Here is a 20432-nt window from a genome sequence, read left to right as displayed (position 1 = left end):
CTTGGATTAAAGTGACTTTCTCATGATGACTTTTGCCTCTAATTCGATGGTTTGAGGCGCTCCCTCGTCACCTTCAATCCTTTTTATAACGCGTTCCATCGCCGTCTTGCCCATATCATGTGACGGCTGGGCGATCGTTGTAATGCCCGGACCGATGAGTTTATACCATTCCGTATCATCGAATCCGGCAATCCCTGTATCTTGGGGAATGCGCAGCCCTATTTCTTCCATACAGCTGATAATCTTCAGCATAATCAAGCCATTTAAAGCAAGAATCGCTTTTCTTTGCTCAGGCATCTCGTTGATAAAAGAGCGTAGCGCCTTCTCGAGCTGCTTCTTGTCTTTGACATCAATTTCATACATTCGCTTGATTCCATCCACATTTCGCACCGCGGCAATCTCCTGATAAACAGCTGCTCTCTCCGCCCGGGGGCTGATGGATGCAATCGGTTCGGTAAACAGCGCGACATCTGTGTACCCTTTGCGGTAAATCTGCTGGAGGATATCTTCAGTTATCCTTCTGTTGTCTGTCGTTACCGTATCCAATTTTAGTTCCGGCAATTTGCGGTCAATTAATACTGTCGGAACCTGATGTTCGGCAAAGGAATATAAAATATCCTTGTTTTCCCCCGTTGCATTTAAAATCAGCCCTTCTACAGAATGCGCTTCGAGCTTTAGCAGCATTTCCCGTTCTTTTTCAGGACTGTTATCAGTGTTGCACACCATTATGCTGTAGCCATATTGATCACAAACCTCTTCAACTCCCCTAAATGCTGCGACTGAAAAGGGATTTGTAATGTCGGCTACAACAAATCCGATTAATTTGCTTTTTTTTATTTTCAAACCTTGTGCCATCTTACTCGGCCGATAATTCAATTCAGCGATTGCTTTTTTTATGTTTTTTACCTTTTCAGGAGAAATCGCGTCGAGTTTCCCGTTGATATAACGAGAAACGGTTGATTTTGATACTCCTGCAAATTCAGCTACGTCTTTGATGGTGATATGGCCTGTTGTTTTCTTTTTCATTCAAGTGCTCCTGTATCGTCTTATAATTTGAAACCGATTTCAAAACCGTTACAACACAAGAATACCATATTTTAAAAAATTGAAAAGTATTTTTTTAATAATGTGCTTATTCACAAAATTTACGTTGACTATTTTCTCTATTTATCCTAAAATTTCCTTTGAAACCGTTACCAAATTATTTTCATTCAAGTGATGCCGAAATCCTAACCTAGGGGGAAATCCAATGGAAAATCGTTATTCTGTACACCCTGAACAAGTAAAACGCTTTACAACTGAGGAGCTTCGCAGTCATTTTTTAATGGACACATTATTTACGGAAAATAAGCTGACCATGTATTACTCCCATGAAGACCGCGTTGTGATTGGCGGTGCAGCACCCGGACAGAGCGAACTGAAGCTTGATGCCGGAGACTTTCTTAAAACTGACTTTTTTCTGGAACGGCGTGAAATCGGTATTATTAACGTCGGCCAGCCTGGTGCGGTGAAAGTCGGCGATGATGAATATGTGCTTCAAACAAAGGATTTTCTATATATCGGGATGGGCAATCGGGATGTATCATTTAAAAGCCTGAAGGGAGAAACAGCAAAGTTTTACTTCGTCTCCTCGGGCGCGCATCAAAGCTATCCGACACAAAAAGCCGCTCTTTCTGAACTGAAACCGGACCGGCTCGGCGACGCAGCAGCATCAAATGTAAGAAGCCTGTACAAAGTCATTCATCAAGATGGCATTCAAAGCTGTCAGCTGATGATGGGAATCACAATGCTAGACGAAAGCAATAACTGGAACACCATGCCGGCACACGTTCATGATCGCCGGATGGAGGCTTATCTCTATCTTGATCTTGAGAAGGATTCAAAGGTTTTTCACTTCATGGGTCAGCCGGATGAAACACGCCACCTTGTTGTCGGAAATGAACAGGCTGTCCTTTCTCCTGCCTGGTCCATTCATTCTGGCGCAGGAACATCTAACTACAGTTTTGTGTGGGCAATGGCTGGTGAAAACTACACATTTACGGACATGGATCTTGTGCCGATGGATGGGCTGAAATAAGATGAGTTATCTGCAAGAGGCATTTTCATTAGAAGGAAAAACGGCACTGGTGACAGGACCGGGTACGGGAATCGGCCAAGGAATCGCCAAAGCGCTGGCAGGCGCCGGTGCTGATATTATCGGCACATCACATAAAAGCAGCCTCTCAGAAACACAGCAGCTTGTAGAACAAGAAGGCCGCACATTCACTTCCTTTACATTGGATATGAGCAAGCCTGATGCAATAAAGGATACAGCGGCTGACCTGTTTGAAACACAGCAAATCGACATCCTTGTCAATAACGCCGGCATTATTCACCGGGAAAAAGCGGACACTTTCGCTGAAGAGAATTGGCATAACGTGCTGAATGTGAACCTAAACAGCTTGTTTATCCTGACACAGCTTGCCGGCAAACACATGCTGAAAAGAGGCCATGGAAAGGTTATCAATATTGCCTCTCTCCTCTCTTTTCAAGGCGGTATTCTTGTTCCGGCCTATACAGCAAGCAAGCATGCCGTTGCTGGTTTAACAAAATCGTTTGCAAATGAATGGGCCGCATCCGGCGTACAAGTTAACGCGATAGCGCCTGGCTATATATCCACTGCCAATACACAGCCTATCCGGGATGATGAAAAGCGAAATGAAGACATTTTAAAAAGGATTCCAGCCGGCCGCTGGGGCAAAGCTGATGATATCGGCGGGACGGCTGTTTTTCTGGCGTCTCGCGCATCTAATTATATCAATGGACATATTTTAGCAGTAGACGGCGGCTGGCTTGCCCGCTGACCAAAAGAAAAAGCTGATGATCATAGATCATCAGCTTTTTCGCGATTACATCATATTCGGTTCAACAGGTAAAACCTTTTTCACCTCATCAATGATGCGTTCATTTTCTCCGCCCGCATAAATATGAATAGAGCCGCTGTCTTGATTTGAGCGAATCAGACGGCCAATCCCCTGTCGCACGCGCAACAGCATATACGGAAGGTCAACCTCTTCAAATGGGTCTTTTCTCGCGCTATTGCGTTTTGCCGTAAATACAGGGTCATGAGGCGGAAACGGCAATGACCAGATCGTGACATTCTTCAGTGCGTCACCAGGAATATCAAGCCCTTCCCATAGGTGAACTGAACATAAAACCGTTTCCTCTTCCCCTTGGAATTTTTCTACTAAGCTGCTGATTTCCTCGTCGCCTTCAAAGTAAATCGGATACGGCAGCTCCCAAGCAGCTGCGAGCTCCTTAAACTCGTTTAATTCCTCAAAAGACGGGAAGAGCACCAGCGTTCTGCCTTTATAGTGCTTAATTGTCTCTATTGTTTGAGCTGTTTTTTGTTCAGTGCTCATTTCTGTTTTCCCATAAAGGGTAACGGTCATTTGTTCGTCATAGTCATAAGGAGAATCAACCGTTAACGATAAGTAATCGTGAATTCCCAGACTGTCCGCAATGTAGTCAAACGAACCGCCTTCTGATAGCGTTGCAGAAGAAAAGATATACGGAATTTTCTTTGAAAACACTTTCTCGCCAAGCACTTCTGCTACTGTTCTCGGCATCACGACAAAAGTGGATTCCGCTTCCTTTTGCTCCAGCCAGCTGATCGCATCCTTTTGATATAAAGATAGTGAATACGCCATTTGCTCTACATATTCCTCAACGACTGACAGCTCGTATTGATCAATGGTGTACATTTCTGACTCAAATACGAGTGCTTCACCAATTTTATCAAGCAAACGGCACAGCTCGTCCGCCGCTTTTTTGACACGCTGATCATTCTTTATTTCCAAACGGTGCGACCCGGCCACTTCTCTTGATTCTTCAGAAAGAACATAGAAAAACTCGTCGTTTGCAGCAAGTGCATCTTCTATCAATTCAGCAAATTCTTCTCTAATATCATTTTGAAGCAAACGTTCTAAAAATAATTCGAGAGTTGATTGCTTGACTCTGTAGGTTAACGCTTTTTGCGCGGCAAACTCTAACAGATGCCCTTCATCAAATACAACCGCACTATGATCAGGCAGCAGCGGCAGCTGTCCCTCCCGCTTGCGCGATTCTTCCGTCCATACGTGTTCCATATAGAAATCATGGGAACATATGATCAAGTCTGTTGACTTGCGATAATAATCTCTTGATAGCGTCAAGCCGCATCTATGTCTCATATCACATGTCAGGCAATCTTGAAACGAGTCGTAGCTTACTTGCGACCATTCTTCATTTGAAAGGTTCGCGTATTGCTTTCGGTCGCCATACGGATAAAACCGCTGCATGGCCTGTGACTCATGGACAAATGACGGTAAAGCTTCATAAAGATCAAGCCACTTTTCATCATCAGATCGCTGCATTGTTTTTTCTAGCTTTTTCAAGCATAGATACTGCTCATGTGATTTCGATAGCCTTGTGTCAATCTTAAGATCCAAATGTTCAGCCAGTTTCGAAATGTCTCCCTCTTTTTTTACGAGCTGTTCGATTAACGTTTCATCGGCGCATGCAATAATGGCCGGTTTCCCCGTATATCTGGCATAGCTAATGGCAAACAGCAGATACACTAGTGTTTTCCCCGTACCGACTCCTGCCTCAGCGAACATGACCTTCTTTTCTTTAAATGCCCGTTCAAGCTGAAACGCCATAAATACCTGCTCATCCCGAAGGTCAAAGCCTTTTTCGGGAAGGATATCGTAAAACACGTCACCAATCCAATTGTTCAATTCTTCGTAAAAATTCTTTTCTTTTGTTAAAGCAAAAGGCAAACGTGATGTTGTCACCCAACTCCAACCCCCAACTATTCGGCATTCAGACCATCTATAATATCATTTAACCCTTTACAATACAACAAAAAAACTTGGCGAGGCCAAGTTTTTTTCATTTCATTTCCGATTAACATGTGAACATAAAAACGGATGGTCTGTTGAATGTGTATGTTTTACCGCATTTTCTAGAGCTTCCTGTGCGGAAGTCATGGCGGAAGGATCGAACTCCGCTCCGGCTTCCTGTAGCTGGGAGGCAGTTGCGTCTAACGCCTTTTGTATTTTACTGAAGTGCTCGCTGTTCAGCATAAAATAAGGATCACCTCTCAAAAGAAATAATCATCATTCTATGCCGATACTTCACTTTCTATACATGCCCTCCTGAATGTTTAGCACGTGACCTGCACAAACTACAACAGATATTCGATCGAATATCCATCTTCACAAATTTATTCTATCCGGGAGTGATGGTTACATGAGTTATAAAGATCGATTAGATCAGCATTCTGAATTGTTTCATCACAATTGGACGCGGCCGAAACGCTCTAAATCGCAGGTGAACGGCCACACCGAAATGTCCCAGACCAACATTATTTTACGGAGCAACGCAAAAGCGCACCGCTGGTAATGTCAGGATAAACTGTAAAGATGCTTACAGGCTGTCGAATATCGACAGCCTGTTAAAATTATATCTATAGAAAATTTTCTGTCTATTTTCTTTTCTCTACATAAATAGTTTTGGATTGAACTGCGTCTTTCATTTTCCCGCCTTTGTATAACTCAACATTAACCTGCCATCTCTCTTTAAATGTAGGTTTTAGTAGTTTACTGAAATAAAACTTTTTAACAGGTGTTTTATTCGAGAATGAACCCTTATGGAAATAATTACCGAGGTTATATTCCCCATCTAAGGTGACAACACTCATTCGATAGTTCAATGTCCCACATTTTCCATTTGTCTGAGCATATGCATCAATAGAAGTAGCTTTTCTTGTATATGTTGTTGCATCAGTCCAAACCCTAGCTTCACAACCTTTAATTCCTTGAACTGTTTCCCATGAACTCATTGCTGCTTCTGCTTTAGGACTGCAAATAAAGGTAGAGCCTGCTATCAGTAATGCAGAAGCACCCATCAAGATTTTCAATGTTTTTTTCACTAATTCCAACTCCTTCATATTTTTACATAAAATATTATAAATCAGCATTATATATATATCAAGACTAGTAGGTGAATTTTAAGAAATTATTAAACTATAGCAACTTACAATATAAAAGGCAAATTCGTTAAGAATTTGCCTTTATTATGAGAAATTATTATAAATTACTACGTATGTATAATAACTGGTTCATAAAAACTTTATTCCCCAACACTATCCCAAAGATATTCATGTTTAAAATTTATACTAAATAGCCGAAAAACAGGAACTCAAGTCCCTGTTTTTCGGCTATTTCCTTAAAGTACCATTTATGACCTATTTTTAAATCCTATAAAAGGGACTATATTTTTGAAATTGTTTTTTTCTTTTTAGCCCAATACTGATAATAATCCGTTTTGATAAAACCGTTAAAGAGCTTGCGTTTTTTTGTCGCTTTTCTTCCGTAGGCTTCCTCAAAATTCTCATTTGATGTCAGCATATACACAGACCAAGTATCAAGCGGTTCGAACGCCTGTCCCATGTCTTTGTACATCTGCTCAACGGCTTTTTTCTCTCCGAGACGCTCTCCGTAAGGCGGATTGCCGACAATTACGCCAAACTCCAGACTTGTCGTGAAGTCTTTGACCTGCATCTGCTTAAATTCAATTAAATCTCCCAAACCCGCTTCCTCCGCATTTTCTTTTGCAATTTGCACCATGCGATGATCTACGTCACTGGCGAAAATCGTAAGCGGCTGATCATAGTTTGCCTTTTCTTCGACTTCAAGCCGTGCTTTGTCCCACAGATCTTTACCGATCCACTCCCAATCCTCTGAGACAAAATCGCGGTTAAATCCTGGGGCAATATTTTGGCCGATTAATGCCGCTTCAATCGCGATCGTTCCGGAACCGCAAAAAGGATCGACAAATGGACGGTCCGGAGTCCAATTTGTTAATTGCACCAAAGCGGCAGCAAGCGTTTCTTTAATGGGCGCGCCTCCCTGATCCACGCGGTATCCTCGTTTGTGGAGGCCTGTCCCTGACGTATCAAGTGTAATAACCGCCTGATCCTTCAATAAAGAAATTTCCACCTTATATTCGGCGCCTGTTTCTTCGATCCAGTCATTGGCTTTGCCGGACTGCAGCTTGAGCTTTTCAACAATCGCTTTTTTGACAATCCGCTGACAGTCGGGAACGCTTGCAAGTGTTGATTTAACGGATTTACCGATGACAGGGAATTTCCCGTTCTCCGGTATAAATGAGCGCCAATTAACCGCTTTCGTTTTTTCAAACAGCTCATCAAATGTTTTTGCTTTAAATGTAGCAACTTGAACCTTTACGCGGTCTGCCGTTCTCAGCCAAAGATTGGCACGGCAAATCGCAAGCGCATCACCTTCAAAGATAATTTTTCCGTTATCAACCTTGCATTCATATCCTAAGTCACGAACTTCTTTTGCAACTACAGCTTCAATTCCCATCGGCGCTGTTGCAATTAGTGTATACTTCTTCATCGTATCACCCTGTCTTTTAAAACTTTTCTCATCAAGATAAAAGCTCTCCTTAGACGGGAGAGCTTGATTTCATCATTTAATTTAAGTGATCTAACGTTCTGTAAGCCATGTTTTGTTCCGTCGTACTGCAATCGGCTCATCACCTCGTACTCAGGCGGCAATCATCTATCTACAGAAAGCATTCTGTCCTTCTCTCCGTTGAATTCCGTCAAGAAGGTTCCCCTACCAAAATTTGGGTTTCTCGCTCGAGGGGTTTACCGCGTTCCACTCTCACCATTTCTAGTGAGACTTCGTCACTGTGGCACTTTCAAGGATACTCAGCCATATCCAAAGGACGTAGGCTTTTTTCCTGCCGTCAGCCTATCAAGGCTGCCCTAGCTTATGACTTCGCTAGGCACGAACACTACGGGCATCTCAGCACCGTGCGAGCATGGACTTTCCTCTACAGATTCAAGATCTGCAGCGATTACCCGAACGTTAAGAACATGAATTATTATATAACAATTGATTGGAATTTACAAGCGCCATTTATTACTAGCGCAGATCAATCATAAAGCTTGCTGCCAAAAACATGCTTTTCTAAGTTAGACAGCCGTTTTAAGATATCAAAGTTCGTTGTGTTTGATTGCACTGGCTGTTTTTTGCTGGCTTCTTCAAGCTGTTTTTTCAGCTGCAGATTTTCCTGTTGCAGTTCTTCAATTTCCTGATGGAAGGTTTCATAATCCTTAATGATCATATCTAAAAATTTGTCAACGTCTTCTTGTTTGTAACCTCTAACGCCTGTTTTAAATTCTTTTTCTAAAATGTCTTTCGCAGAAAGCTTTACTTTATCAGCAAGCATCTTTTTCACCTCGTATCGTGAATCATCATCTTATATTTTTTCAGAAATCTGTACGATTGTCAAATTTCTCTTTCTTTGTTATGAATAGCTGTCTTCCTCTACTGTCACTCTCAGATCATCCATGGTGATAAAGTAGATCGGATAGCCATCCTGTTCGTGTCTTTTTTCAGCTGTCTCAAGCATATACTTTGGGGAACCATCCATTTCCGGGTCATATAAAAGCATAAGCGCGTCAGACTTATCAATGAAGAACTGATTTTTTTGTTTGAATTGCAGCGGGCTTTCATAAGGACGGTGAGTCAGGCTTGCCTCGTAGTCCGCCTGGGCCAGAACAGCTTCATACAGTTCCTTATTCGGCTCTTTCCAGTTCTTTTCCTGCTCGTAAAATGGTGTGATAACAGCAACCTTTAAGTCAGGGTATTCTTCCTGCAAATCATATGCAGCTTCGGCCGACCAGAGTTCCGTTCCGAGCTGCCCTGAAATTAAAATCCATTCTAATCCTTCATCCAAAAAAGCAATCAGCCGGTTCTTAATGGCTTTTTTTATGTAATACAGCGCCTTGTCATCCTGTTTAAATATCCCCAGTTCAAACGGTTTATATCCTGTTATTGCTAATACCTTCATCATTTCACCTGCTTTAAAAAATGGGGCTCCCATTGGGCCCCATTTGATGTGCTGCGTTGCTACACCATCAAGCTGCACGTTTTCATACTAGTAGTCGCAGCAAGGTTTTCCTGCTTGAAAATGCTGATGCGTAGCCGGATCAACATTTGAGAAAGTGTGTGGAAAGTAGTGAACGTGCTGGAAATGCTGGTGATTTACGTTTGTTGTGTGCTGTGGGTGAATGTGCGGCACGATTGTATTTGAAAACGTATGGTGTTCACAGCAATGAGTAGGATGGACAATCGGCGCCATCATGTGCGGTCTGCAGTGATGCATAATTTTAATCCCCTTTCCATAAACTTTATTACAATACTAAGCTATGAAAAATAGGGGGTACATGTTCTGATGCAAAGACCTATTTTAAAAGTGTGCGATTAAGCTGTCTTTAAAGTTTGAAAATACGAAAGCAATCAAAAAAACAACGACGAAGAACAAATAAAAAACTCCCTTATACATACCAACTCTCCCTTTAAAAATAACTAACGTCATTTTACAGGATTCGCCGGTATTCTACAACAAAATCGTTGTGAATCCAGCAAAAAAATTTCATGGCGAAAGAAGTCGTCTTATGCGCTTTCCCGGGGAATATTTAAGAGGAATATTTCCTCTTCAGACGGGCAATTCTCACACGCAGATTTTCCGTTTCTTTTTCTGATAAGAACGCCTCATCGGCAAGTAATAGTTCAGCTGTATGTAAAGCTTTCCCGAATTCCTTTTTCTTATGCTCAAAATATTTCGCAAGCTCTATCGCTGAAGTGTACCTGCATTTTTGGTGCTGAGAATGGGATAGTTTCTCCCAAAGCAGGACTGCGTCTTCTAGGCGGTTTTGTTTTTTGTACAGCAATGATAAATCCAAAAGGGCTCTGTCTTTATTTTCAAATGACTTCTCTTTAAGTCTTTCAAGCTGATTGACTGCTTGGTCTGTTTCCTTATGGGCCATAAACCATTTGGCCATTGCGTAAGCTTCATCATGCTCTTTTGGCGCATCAGAAGCGGAAAGAATTTTCTTTGACATATGAATGTACAGTGAAATTAACGACAGCACATCCATTTCATTATGGTGCAGCACACCCTTTAAAAGATCCGGTTCCTGTGCCTTAATAAAATGAAAGTACAGCATCGGCGCCAAATAGCCCGGGGTGTCTTCTTTTCTGCTTACGCCGAGTTCTTCATTTTCAACTGAGCCAAGCGACACGCGTTCCATTTTGTGCTTCCACAAACGCCTTGCCCCATGCAAGAGGTCAAAATGCCCGAATTCCGGAAGCTTCGGGAGCCTGTCACGAATCAACGTATGCCTTGTTTTTACCTGCGGCCAATCAAAAGCTTTTCCGTTGTAGGTTACAAGTGACGTAATATCAACCTCGCTTAAAAAGCTCTGATACAAGGCGACTTCATTCCCCGGTTTCGGCAGAAGATGCTGTTTGACCGCCACTCGATCTTTATATACCCTTGCATGGCCGAGCAAAAAAATCGTATTGCCGGCTCCCCCGCCAAGACCTGTTGTTTCTGTATCAAAGAAAAAGAGGCTATTGTTTTCATATCCTTTTGCAGATAATGTATGCGAGAGGCTGCTTTTGTTCCATAGCGCGATGACTTCATCCAGCTCGGAAAAACAGTAATGTCCGTGCCGATGGGAGAGCGGATATTCCACTTCCCTGATCAGACAGTATTCATCCTCAAAGAAGAAAGGCTTCACACCATAAGCCTCCCACTCTTTAAGAAACGGTATATCAGAGCGAATGTCTGAAGTCCCATTCTCTTCTATCTTGTGTTCTGCTTCCTCCAGCACCATATGCTTTTTCATTCGCTGGAGTTTTCCTTTTAACGACATGCCTAACCTCCTTTCCTTATGACATTTGATCCAACAGCTGCAAAATTCGTTCCTTGGCTTTTATTCCTTCTATTTCAGTACCTATACAAGACGGACAGCCATCATGACAAGGACATTGTTTTATCAGCCGCTTAGCCGCTTCATTAATGTCAGCAAACCGTTTAAAGACTTCCTCTGCCAAGCCGATTCCGCCCGGATAATGGTCATACAAAAATACTGTTGGCAAACCGGTATGGGCAGCTTTGATTTGCGAAACGACATGGACATCATTTCGGTCACACATAATATACACAGGGACAATATGCTGCAAAACATTCGATATGCCGAGAAGCAGCTGTTCGAGTGTCTTTTCTCCAATGTCTTCACCAATGGTTTTGATTTCAAGCCAAGCCGCACTCGTGTGCAGTTCTTCTTCCGGTAAATGAATAGGGCCTGAACCGATATTTTCAAAAGTAGTCATCTTAATCTTTTTAAAAATAGTCGGCAAAGCATTTACCGTAACATCGCCGTAATGTAAGGATGTACGGCCTCTCTCTTTTGTTTTGTCAATTTCCAGCACTTTCAGCTGGACTGCCAGATTGGCATCTGTGTAATACTCCACATCAACTCTTCTGACATAAGCCTTTTTATGATCCCAATCAAGCTTTTCCACTTGGAATTGCACGCCTTCATGCAAATAGATCGCTTCATCATGAAGAAGTGTCATCGCACTAAACCGATCCATTTCACCGATGATTCTCACATTCGCAATATCCGTCTGATCGACAATGACCACATTTTCTTGTGAAGCCGAACGCAGACTGATATTTGAAGCAGGAAACGATTCGTTTGCCCAGTGATAACGTTCCCCATTGCGGTGCAGAACACCTTCTTCCTGAAGGTACTCGAGAATATCACTGACATCCAGCGGCCCGAACTCTTCATCAGCTTTGAAAGGAAGCTCATAAGAAGCGCATTTTAAGTGATCAACTAAAATAATTAGATTCTCCGGGTTGATTCTTGCCGATTCCGGCGAACGGTCAAAAAAGTATTCAGGATGGCGCACAATATACTGGTCAATCGGCGTAGAATTAGCCACCATGACAATCAAGGACTCACCGTGTCTTCTGCCGGCTCTTCCCGCCTGCTGCCACGCACTTGCCACACTTCCGGGATAACCAGTCATGATACAGACCTGCAACTGACCGATATCAACCCCGAGCTCCAGCGCATTTGTGCTGACAACCCCAAGAATTTCGCCTTCTCGCAGCCCTCTTTCGATTTCTCTTCGGTCTTTTGGAAGATATCCTCCCCGATAGCCTCTGATTGACTTTGCCCCGATCTTTTTTTTCACCAGTTCCTGAATATGGCTTAAAATAATTTCCACCCGCACTCTGCTTCTGGCAAATACAATGGTCTGCACTTTGTTCTTCAGGAACTCTTTCGCCAGCTCGTTTACTTCTACAGTTGCGCTTTTTCTGATGTTAAGCGGCTGATTAACAATTGGCGGATTATAAAATACAAAGTGCTTCCGACCGCTTGGCGCTCCGTTGTCATCGACCAGCCTCATTGAGTGTCCGGTCAGCTGCTCTCCCAATTCCTTCGGATTCGCGATCGTCGCCGAGGTACAAATAAAGATCGGATCACTACCATAAAACCGGCAGATCCGTTTCAGCCGGCGGATTACATTTGCGACATGGCTTCCGAATACACCGCGATACGTGTGCAGCTCGTCTATCACAATATATTTAAGGTTTTCAAACAAACTCACCCATTTTGTATGATGCGGAAGAATGGCCGAGTGGAGCATATCAGGGTTTGTAATCACAATGTGCCCTGCTTTTCTGACCTTTTGTCTGATCGCTGGAGATGTGTCTCCGTCATATGTAAAACTTTTAATATCAATGCCCATCTCATCAATGATTTCATTGAGCTCACTTTTTTGATCCTGGGCCAGCGCTTTAGTAGGAAATAAATATAACGCCCGGTTTGTATCGTCCTCGGCAATAGATTGCAGGACAGGCAGGTTGTAGCATAATGTTTTTCCGGATGCCGTAGGCGTTACAGTTACAATACTTTCACCTTTTTGCACATATTGAAAAGCGGAATATTGGTGGGTATATAGGGCATCAATTCCCCTTTTAGAAAGGGCTGTCTTGATTCTCTCATCTATACGTTCAGGCATCGGTCTTGTCCTTGCTTCACGAGGCTCAATTTCATGCCAGTTCACAACGTTTTCATTTCCTTTTAATTCAGAAATGAGTTCAGTCAGTGATTTCTTTTTCATTCTTTACACCTCTTTGTCAAGTACAGTTTACCGAATATTTGTTTGCATGGCTAGGTGCAAATTTTATACAATCGGACAACAAAAAAGCAAGGCATCCGCCCTGCTTATTTCGCTTTTATTGTGAGCAGCTTTGTTTCGCCTTTGTGTGCAGCCTTTTCACCTGCAGGCTCTATTGTTTCCACAGCTTCCCCATTCATAATAACGATAGGGATGACTGCGCTGCTCGCTTTCTCTTTTATTAACTCCAAATCACACGTGATGAGCGGGTCGCCGACCTTTACTTTGTCACCTTCTTTAATATGAGCGGTAAATCCTTCTCCGTTCATATTTACGGTTTCTAAACCGACGTGAATTAACAGCTCGATTCCCGAACGTGCTCGGATGCCCACAGCGTGTTTTGTATGAAACAGCTGAATCACTTCACCTTCAACAGGTGAAACAATTTCACCATTAGAGGGTTCAACTGCAATTCCTTCGCCCATCATTTTTTGTGAAAAAACAGGGTCCGGCACATCTGTGAGATCCATTACCGTCCCATCTGCCGGAGAATAGATGACCTCTTCCGTACTTTTTTCCTCTGATTTTCCCATTCCGAATAATTTTTTCAGCAATGTGTTATCTCCCTTCCAATTCATCAACCGTTATCCCTTCATTCACCACCTATTTAACCACACTTTCAATTTGGCTTCAATTTATAACAACATCTGGCACAAACGCATAGTCTGATTAAAAAAGGCGGTGGCTCATTTGGATTTTAAAGATGACGAAAAGAATGAATTGTCTAAGAAAGAAGAGATCATCAATCAAGCAATGGACCATCTGTTTCAATCTTCTGCATTAGGAAATCTTTTACATGGTTTTCAAAACCTGATCGACTCTAGTTTCAAAGATGTACAGACAACGATAGACGTCAGAGAAAGTGATGAGGGTCTGTATGTCGATATCACAATTCCAGCAACGTTTCGAGACGGCGAGATTCTCATCGACATTAAGTCCCGGTACCTCCATGTAACGCTTCAGGAAAAACAGAAGGAGCAAAACGCCTCCACATTAACAAGCATGACAAGAACCGTACAGCTGCCTTACAAAGTGCATCAGGAAGAAATGGAAACGTCATGGAGTGAGCAGACAATGACGCTTTTCTTCCCAAAAAATAAGCATGAATGATTTGATTCATTCATGCTTCTCTTATTTAAAAAAGCTGGTAAACCCCTTTATTAATGAGCCAACTTGATTCATGGCACTCATGACTTGGCCTGTTGTATCCATCATTTTATTAAAGTCAAACTGCCCGTTCGCTTTTTTGAATTGTGACATAATACTTTGAACCTGTGAAGGCTGCTGCTGATTCGGTCTTGCGATAGGATAAGGATTAGGAAATACAGGTGGCTGCATAGGCATAGACTGAGGCGGAATATACGGCTGATAAAACTCCTGTTGTCCGTAATGCTGCGGAACGTATGGTTCAGAATGAACAGGCGCATTCTGCTGATAATATCCCTGTATTTGCTGAGGATAATAATAACCCAATTGCCGAGGATTGTTTTGAGGTCTTCTTTCCATTGCGAATTCCCCCTAGACTCAACATATTTCTCTCCTCTATATGTATGAATCATTTCTATTGTTTGTGTCTGATGCCATTAAGCGTGTTTGTCAAATTGTGTCGAAAGTTTAAATTTTTTAAAAACAGAAAAAAGTCGAATCATTATGATACCATATTTTCAATACAGATGAGAGGGGATGCACCATAATGAACGTATCATACTTAAGCAAACGTTTTGCAGAAATGAAGAAATATGAAACAGACTGTGTGAATAAACTGATGGACTTTGCCAAGTTCCTCTATATTCAAGGACACCTCAATGCAACTGATTTTCGTAACAGTATGAAGGTTCTGGAAGCAAATGGAGCAGAAAGCCCGGCATATGAGCTGAATTAACGTCCGGCCCCCTATAATAAAAATGAAGACAGCCTTTATTGGCTGTCTTCACTTGCAATTTCATCCTTCACTGTCTGCAATGTGTAAACGACTGATTCAGTGATGTCTTTGAATCGCTTTTTATGAATATGATGAACATATGACTGAAGAATCAATTCCAGGAAATTATCCTTTGCAGTCTCTATTTGCTCAGCATGCACGTATTTCGGGCGGCGTGCTTTTATAAATTCAAGCGCCCCTTCCGCCCAGTGAGCTGCCAGAGAATCATTTTCCTCGACAGCAGGCTTAATCGTTTCATAAAAATCGTACGAATGGTTATTTTCTTTCCCTTCCTGATAACGTGCAGCACCTTTCTTAGCGGCTTCAATCATCTGTTCGGTAAGTTTCAGCAGTGTTTGTAGTTGCAACATCCTTCACCTCAAAGCTTATCGTACCAAATTTTTCTCATAAATTCAGCCGATGCGATATACCTTGTCCACAGCATACCTCTCTTGAGGAGATCGGTACAGCTCGTTTATACATATATGAAGATCCATGATTTCTTCTTCCAGAACACTCAAACGTTCGTCCTCCGTTTCACGCATTTCAGCCTCGAATACATCTATAGAACGGCTAAGGCTCTGTTCAGCACAGTTTAATTCAGTTTCTATATCAGAAAGCATTCGGAGAATATCTGTCTTGCTTACGTAACCGGACATTTGTGTTCCTCCCTTTACTCTTCTCTCCCGGTTAAATTCTTTGCTCGTACGGCGCAATCCTTCCGCATGACAAAACTAGAAGCAAATCGCCAAACAAACAGGTATTCTACGAAAAGCTGAAGTTTTCGACAAAAAGACACGCAAAAATTGTATGATCCTCATGCTTAATGCACACGATACTTGTGAGGAGGTGCCGTATGAAAACCAGACCGAAAAAAGCCGGCCAGCAAAAAAAGACTGAATCAAAAGCAGTTGATTCCTTAGATAAAAAACTAGGCGGCCCGAACCGTCCTTCTACGTAAGAAGCAAGGAAATTCCTTGCTTCTTTTATTTCTTCAGCCAATGCTCCACTGCAAAAAGCGCATGCAGCTGACGTTTTTTGTTTACATACCAGTCAGTCAATTCTATCTGCTGCGGTAATGCCTCACGCGCAAAGAAGCCTTTCTTTATCTTTCCATGAAACCAATCTGTTTTCTTTCCGTCTAATGAGTGAGTTAATTCAGGGTAGCATGTCCTTAGCATAGGAGATGTTCTTTTTGTGATTCCGATCATTTTTTCCATATCAAAACGGGAGCCCGTATGCGGCACTGTGTGCAAAAAGCCATAAAAAGAAGAAAACAGTTCCGGGCTGAACAGCAATTGTGACAGCTGTTTACCGAGCTTAATCCTCTCTTCGGTTTTAGAAAAACGCTTGGCCGAAACACCGTAAAGAATGCCGTCTGAAGATGGAAAAATAACGGTGTTAAAATGAAACCAGTCACTTAAATAAAAAGGAATCGTGCCAAAAACGTTCTTTTTGAACGAAGGATTTTGTATAATAGGTGTTTGGATAGTGTTTTGTTCATTTATAATGAGAGCATACATGAGCCGCTCCGTGTTTCGTTCATGCCAAAAACGGGTCCACTCTTCTGTCATAAATTGTGATACGCCAAACAATTGCAGATAGCTGAACAGGGGCTTCCCGATTTTTACAGACCAGTGGTACAAAAGAAGCTGCGGATAGGCATCTGAAAAGATGAGCCAATTCGCTCTCTCATAGGCCAAAAAGAACCACCTTTGCTGTGACTCACGCAGACCAAGCTGAAACAGACTGCCCTTTAAATCAGTCATTGACCAGCCGGCATTGCGTGAAACGAAGGAAGCTAAGAGCGACCATTTAATTTCCGGATGACGGTCATAGAATGCCTTATAAGCATTCGTTCTTGAAATATTATCGGCGTTTTTGACTGCCGTCTGCCGCTCAATCCGGCGAAGAAGTTTTCTGATGGCCTGTTGTTCTTGCACGTTCATTCACTTCCGTCACTAATAGTTTAATAAGGAGGATGAGAAAGTGATTCGGTATCCTAACGGAAAAACGTTTCAGCCGAAACATCCGGTTTCATCCCAAAGCAGTCATAAAAGAGCGCCATCTTACAGTAATCGCGGAATGACCCTCGAAGATGACTTAAACGAAACGAATAAGTATTATCTGACAAACCAAATTGCCGTAATACACAAAAAGCCGACACCTGTTCAAATTGTAAATGTCCATTATCCAAAAAGAAGCGCTGCAGTCATAAAAGAAGCCTATTTTAAGCAATCATCGACAACAGATTATAACGGAATTTATAAAGGGCGGTACATTGACTTTGAGGCGAAAGAGACAAAAAACACAACCTCTTTCCCCCTGCAGAATTTTCATGACCATCAAATTGAGCATATGAAACAGGTAACGGCTCAAGACGGTATTTGTTTTGTTATTATATCCGCTTTCGGCCAGGTTTATTTTTTAGAAGCCGATAGGCTGTTTTATTTCTGGGAAAGAAAAGAAAAAAACGGTAGAAAATCCATTCGAAAAGATGAGTTAGAGGAAGCAGCTTATCCGATTTCTCTTGGATACGCGCCAAGAATTGATTATATTAGTATTATTGAACAGCTTTATTTTTCGCCATCATCAAGTGCGAAAGGTTGATTAACGAAAGGTTGAGATGTTATGTCAGATCAATTTACGAGTCGTGAAGCTCGGCGTAAAGCGAACAGCAAGTCGAGCCCTTCACCGAAAAAAGGCAAGAAACGCAAAAAAGGCGGATTGTTTAAAAAGACGCTATTCACTTTACTCATTCTGTTTGTTTTAGGCGTAGTCGGCGGTGCCGTTACATTTGCCGTCATGGTTTCTGATGCGCCATCACTGGACGAAAACAAATTGAAGACGCCTTATTCATCGACAATTTATGATAAAAACGGAAAAGAAATCGCTGAATACGGCTCCGAAAAGCGGTCCTATGTCTCGATAGATGAAATTCCCGATGTTGTAAAAGAAGCCTTTATTGCGACAGAGGATGCCCGTTTTTATGAGCACCACGGGATTGATCCTGTCCGTATCGGAGGCGCCTTAGTCGCCAACTTTAAAGACGGCTTCGGAGCTGAAGGCGGAAGTACCATCACCCAGCAGGTCGTAAAGAACTCCCTTCTGTCACATCAGAAAACGCTGAAACGGAAGGTGCAAGAAGTCTGGCTATCGATTCAGCTTGAACGCAATTACTCTAAAGATGAAATTTTAGAAATGTATTTAAACCGGATTTATTTTTCTCCTAGAGCATACGGAATCGGAAAAGCAGCGGAAGAATTTTTCGGCGTCACAGATTTAAGCAAATTAACTGTGGAACAGGCTGCGACACTTGCGGGTATGCCGCAAAGTCCGACAGCGTACAATCCCGTTAAAAACCCGGATAAAGCGGAAAAAAGACGGAACATCGTACTCAGTCTCATGAAAAAACAAGGATTCATTTCAGATTCTCAATATAACAAAGCGGAAAAAGTGGCAGTGAAAGATGAAGGCGTTGTATCACAGAAAGAATATGAAAAAACAAATTCAAATAAATACAGTGCGTTTGTTGAAGAAGTCATGAAAGAAATTGAAGAAAAATCCGATGTCAATCCAGGTACTGACGGATTAAAGATTTATACGACATTAGATACAAAAGCACAAGACAAACTTGATGAATTAATGGACGGAGATACTGTCGGATTTACTGAAGGCATGCAGAGCGGTGTAACGCTTCTCGATACAAAAACCGGAGAAGTCCGCGCGATTGGTGCCGGTAGAAATTCTACGGTTGGTGGCTACAATTACGCGACTCAAGCTCAGCGACAGCCTGGTTCTACCATTAAACCAATTCTCGACTACGGTCCAGTTATTGAAAATAAAAAATGGTCCACTTACGAGCAAATTGATGACTCAGCTTACACGTATTCAGATGGAACACCTATCCGTAACTTTGACCGCAAATATAAAGAACTAATGTCTATGCGTGAAGCACTTGCGCAATCTCGGAACATTCCTGCTTTAAAAGCATACCAAGCAGTGGGTAGAGATGCTGCTGTAGACTTTGCTAACGGATTGGGACTAGGATTAGATAAAGATAAAGTATATGAATCGTATTCTATCGGTGGATTCGGAAAAGGCAATGTTGGTGTCTCTTCACTAACGATGGCAGGAGCATACAGTGCCTTCGGAAATAACGGAACATATAATGAACCGCATTTTGTAAAGTCTATTGAATTTAACGATGGCACGAAGCTTGACTTAACACCAAAATCAAAGTCAGCAATGAGCGATTATACTGCGTTTATGATTACAGATATGCTGAAAACAGCTGTTAAGACAGGTACTGGACAGCTTGCACAAGTACCCGGTGTGGAAGTAGCAGGAAAAACAGGGACGACCAACTTTGAAGAAAGTGAAATCCAAAGGTACAATATCGCAAGCGACGGTGCCCGAGATTCTTGGTTTGTCGGCTACACACCGCAATATACAGCAGCTGTCTGGACGGGTATGGGAGAAAACGAAGCTGGAAAGAAATCTCTTTCAACTGAAGAGCAAAAAGTTGCAAAACGCATCTTCGCCCAGCTCATTGCCGATGTCGATGACGGAAGCGGATCATTTGAGAAGCCTGACAGCGTAGTGGAAGCAACTGTAGAAAAAGGCTCTAACCCGGCAAAACTGGCAGGGCCGAATACGCCAAGCGATAAAAAGCTCACAGAGTATTTTGTAAAAGGTACGACTCCTACTACTGTTTCTAAAACATATGAGAAAGAAGAAAAAGAAGAAACAGCAAAACTGTCTGGTTTAAGTGTGAAATATGATAAAGACAATCAATCATTGACATTAAGCTGGAATTACGACGGAGATGCGACCTTTGCTGTTAAGCAATCTGTTGATGGCGGCAGCTACTCTGAAATTCAAAACAGCTCTGCAAAAGAGGCAGTCATTTCGGGCGTGCAGCCAGGCTCTGTATACAAATTCGAAGTGACAGCCGTCAGTGATGATGGCAAAAGTTCAGCGTCGACATCCTATGAAGTGCCAAAAGCCGAAGAGGATGAAGATAAAAAAGACCAGCAGCAAACGAATGATGAAAATCAAGATGATGAGAAGACTCAGGATGACACACAAACTGATGATTCTCAAACAGATGACAGTCAGAAAGATCAAGATCAGACAGATGATTCAACAAACGATCAAGACAAAAAACAAGACAACACGAACACCAACCCGTCTGACAACAACAGCAACCAAGACCCATCTAAAGATAACAGCAGCAATAACAATGGCCGCAAAGAAGAAGATGCGTCAGATGGTGACTCAACAGACGATTCAACAGGAACGGATACAGATAAAAACAAAACGAATACATCTGGCAGTACACAAACGAATTCATCATCAACTGAAAAAACGAATTAAAGACAAAGCCATCACCCTTTTAAAGGTGATGG

Annotated in this window: 24 protein-coding genes and 1 other RNA gene; 8 read left to right on the top strand and 17 right to left on the bottom strand. The window is 42.3% G+C overall.

The features are described from left to right. Positions 1-6 precede the first annotated feature (6 nt). Positions 7-1026, bottom strand: a complete 1020-nt coding sequence (locus NST16_RS06940; RefSeq protein ID WP_340885126.1) for a LacI family DNA-binding transcriptional regulator — start codon at positions 1024-1026, stop codon at positions 7-9. A gap of 223 nt (positions 1027-1249) precedes the next feature. Here NST16_RS06940 and kduI point away from each other — a divergent pair, with 223 nt between their 5' ends. Further along, positions 1250-2077 (top strand): 5-dehydro-4-deoxy-D-glucuronate isomerase, encoded by an 828-nt coding sequence (gene kduI, locus NST16_RS06935; RefSeq protein ID WP_340885123.1) that lies wholly within the window; start codon positions 1250-1252, stop codon positions 2075-2077. A 1-nt stretch (position 2078) separates the two neighbouring features. Further along, the gene (kduD, locus tag NST16_RS06930; RefSeq protein ID WP_340885120.1) at positions 2079-2843 is read left to right on the top strand and encodes a 2-dehydro-3-deoxy-D-gluconate 5-dehydrogenase KduD; all 765 of its coding nucleotides are present in this window, start codon (positions 2079-2081) and stop codon (positions 2841-2843) included. Between the two features lie 45 nt (positions 2844-2888). Here kduD and NST16_RS06925 read toward each other — a convergent pair whose 3' ends face one another. Further along, on the bottom strand, positions 2889-4814 hold the full coding sequence (locus tag NST16_RS06925; protein WP_340885117.1) for an ATP-dependent DNA helicase: 1926 nt from the start codon (positions 4812-4814) through the stop codon (positions 2889-2891). Between the two features lie 102 nt (positions 4815-4916). Further along, positions 4917-5105 (bottom strand): hypothetical protein, encoded by a 189-nt coding sequence (locus NST16_RS06920; RefSeq protein ID WP_229042794.1) that lies wholly within the window; start codon positions 5103-5105, stop codon positions 4917-4919. Between the two features lie 166 nt (positions 5106-5271). Between NST16_RS06920 and NST16_RS06915 the strand changes: the two genes are divergently transcribed. Next, the gene (locus NST16_RS06915; RefSeq protein WP_003153548.1) at positions 5272-5424 is read left to right on the top strand and encodes a YpzG family protein; all 153 of its coding nucleotides are present in this window, start codon (positions 5272-5274) and stop codon (positions 5422-5424) included. Positions 5425-5506: 82 nt separating this feature from the next. Here the strand turns inward: NST16_RS06915 and NST16_RS06910 are convergent, their stop codons facing one another. From NST16_RS06910 to NST16_RS06865, 10 genes are all read right to left on the bottom strand, one after another. Then, the gene (locus tag NST16_RS06910; protein WP_340885106.1) at positions 5507-5953 is read right to left on the bottom strand and encodes a hypothetical protein; all 447 of its coding nucleotides are present in this window, start codon (positions 5951-5953) and stop codon (positions 5507-5509) included. Between the two features lie 340 nt (positions 5954-6293). Beyond that, the gene (locus NST16_RS06905) at positions 6294-7442 is read right to left on the bottom strand and encodes a THUMP domain-containing class I SAM-dependent RNA methyltransferase (protein ID WP_340885103.1); all 1149 of its coding nucleotides are present in this window, start codon (positions 7440-7442) and stop codon (positions 6294-6296) included. A gap of 96 nt (positions 7443-7538) precedes the next feature. Then, an RNA gene (gene rnpB / locus NST16_RS06900) (RNase P RNA component class B) lies at positions 7539-7920 on the bottom strand. Positions 7921-7986: 66 nt separating this feature from the next. After that, complete coding sequence (gpsB, locus tag NST16_RS06895) at positions 7987-8283, bottom strand: cell division regulator GpsB (RefSeq protein ID WP_010334692.1); 297 nt, start codon at positions 8281-8283, stop codon at positions 7987-7989. 78 nt (positions 8284-8361) lie between these two features. Continuing rightward, positions 8362-8907 carry a DUF1273 domain-containing protein gene (locus tag NST16_RS06890; protein ID WP_010334693.1) on the bottom strand — a complete coding sequence of 182 codons (546 nt, stop codon included), beginning with the start codon at positions 8905-8907 and terminating at the stop codon, positions 8362-8364. Positions 8908-8994: 87 nt separating this feature from the next. Continuing rightward, complete coding sequence (gene cotD, locus NST16_RS06885; protein ID WP_010334694.1) at positions 8995-9222, bottom strand: spore coat protein CotD; 228 nt, start codon at positions 9220-9222, stop codon at positions 8995-8997. An 84-nt stretch (positions 9223-9306) separates the two neighbouring features. Then, positions 9307-9435 carry a hypothetical protein gene (locus NST16_RS06880; protein WP_003230707.1) on the bottom strand — a complete coding sequence of 43 codons (129 nt, stop codon included), beginning with the start codon at positions 9433-9435 and terminating at the stop codon, positions 9307-9309. A 100-nt stretch (positions 9436-9535) separates the two neighbouring features. Continuing rightward, a complete protein-coding gene (locus NST16_RS06875; RefSeq protein ID WP_340885097.1) occupies positions 9536-10777 on the bottom strand; it encodes a ribonuclease H-like domain-containing protein in 1242 nt (413 codons plus the stop codon). A gap of 16 nt (positions 10778-10793) precedes the next feature. After that, entirely contained in the window at positions 10794-13043 is a 2250-nt protein-coding gene (gene mrfA / locus NST16_RS06870) for an ATP-dependent helicase MrfA (protein ID WP_340885095.1), read from the bottom strand. 104 nt (positions 13044-13147) lie between these two features. Then, the gene (locus NST16_RS06865; RefSeq protein ID WP_029441333.1) at positions 13148-13654 is read right to left on the bottom strand and encodes a PTS sugar transporter subunit IIA; all 507 of its coding nucleotides are present in this window, start codon (positions 13652-13654) and stop codon (positions 13148-13150) included. Positions 13655-13790: 136 nt separating this feature from the next. Between NST16_RS06865 and NST16_RS06860 the strand changes: the two genes are divergently transcribed. Then, a complete protein-coding gene (locus NST16_RS06860) occupies positions 13791-14210 on the top strand; it encodes an Hsp20/alpha crystallin family protein (protein WP_340885092.1) in 420 nt (139 codons plus the stop codon). Positions 14211-14231: 21 nt separating this feature from the next. Here NST16_RS06860 and NST16_RS06855 read toward each other — a convergent pair whose 3' ends face one another. Next, complete coding sequence (locus NST16_RS06855; RefSeq protein WP_268449402.1) at positions 14232-14606, bottom strand: YppG family protein; 375 nt, start codon at positions 14604-14606, stop codon at positions 14232-14234. 187 nt (positions 14607-14793) lie between these two features. Between NST16_RS06855 and NST16_RS06850 the strand changes: the two genes are divergently transcribed. Next, complete coding sequence (locus NST16_RS06850; RefSeq protein WP_010334700.1) at positions 14794-14982, top strand: YppF family protein; 189 nt, start codon at positions 14794-14796, stop codon at positions 14980-14982. Positions 14983-15017: 35 nt separating this feature from the next. On the opposite strand, the gene NST16_RS06845 is transcribed toward NST16_RS06850, so the two are convergent. Together NST16_RS06845 and NST16_RS06840 are read right to left on the bottom strand one after the other, a co-directional pair. Then, positions 15018-15389 carry a YppE family protein gene (locus tag NST16_RS06845; protein ID WP_340888302.1) on the bottom strand — a complete coding sequence of 124 codons (372 nt, stop codon included), beginning with the start codon at positions 15387-15389 and terminating at the stop codon, positions 15018-15020. Between the two features lie 45 nt (positions 15390-15434). Further along, positions 15435-15680 (bottom strand): DUF5446 family protein, encoded by a 246-nt coding sequence (locus NST16_RS06840; protein ID WP_268449406.1) that lies wholly within the window; start codon positions 15678-15680, stop codon positions 15435-15437. Between the two features lie 197 nt (positions 15681-15877). Between NST16_RS06840 and sspM the strand changes: the two genes are divergently transcribed. After that, on the top strand, positions 15878-15982 hold the full coding sequence (gene sspM, locus NST16_RS06835) for an acid-soluble spore protein SspM (RefSeq protein ID WP_340885081.1): 105 nt from the start codon (positions 15878-15880) through the stop codon (positions 15980-15982). 25 nt (positions 15983-16007) lie between these two features. On the opposite strand, the gene NST16_RS06830 is transcribed toward sspM, so the two are convergent. Then, on the bottom strand, positions 16008-16970 hold the full coding sequence (locus NST16_RS06830) for a DUF2515 domain-containing protein (RefSeq protein ID WP_340885078.1): 963 nt from the start codon (positions 16968-16970) through the stop codon (positions 16008-16010). 40 nt (positions 16971-17010) lie between these two features. On the opposite strand from NST16_RS06830, the gene recU reads away from it, so the two are divergent. Both recU and NST16_RS06820 read left to right on the top strand, forming a co-directional pair. Further along, positions 17011-17631 carry a Holliday junction resolvase RecU gene (gene recU / locus NST16_RS06825; RefSeq protein WP_010334705.1) on the top strand — a complete coding sequence of 207 codons (621 nt, stop codon included), beginning with the start codon at positions 17011-17013 and terminating at the stop codon, positions 17629-17631. Positions 17632-17652: 21 nt separating this feature from the next. Beyond that, positions 17653-20400: a PBP1A family penicillin-binding protein gene (locus tag NST16_RS06820; RefSeq protein WP_340885075.1), complete on the top strand. Its 2748-nt coding sequence runs from the start codon at positions 17653-17655 to the stop codon at positions 20398-20400. Positions 20401-20432: the final 32 nt, after the last annotated feature.

Origin of the sequence: Bacillus sp. FSL K6-1005 (assembly GCF_038000225.1) — a bacterium.
Classification (GTDB): domain Bacteria; phylum Bacillota; class Bacilli; order Bacillales; family Bacillaceae; genus Bacillus; species Bacillus mojavensis.
This window is presented reverse-complemented; position numbering and strand designations above follow the sequence as displayed.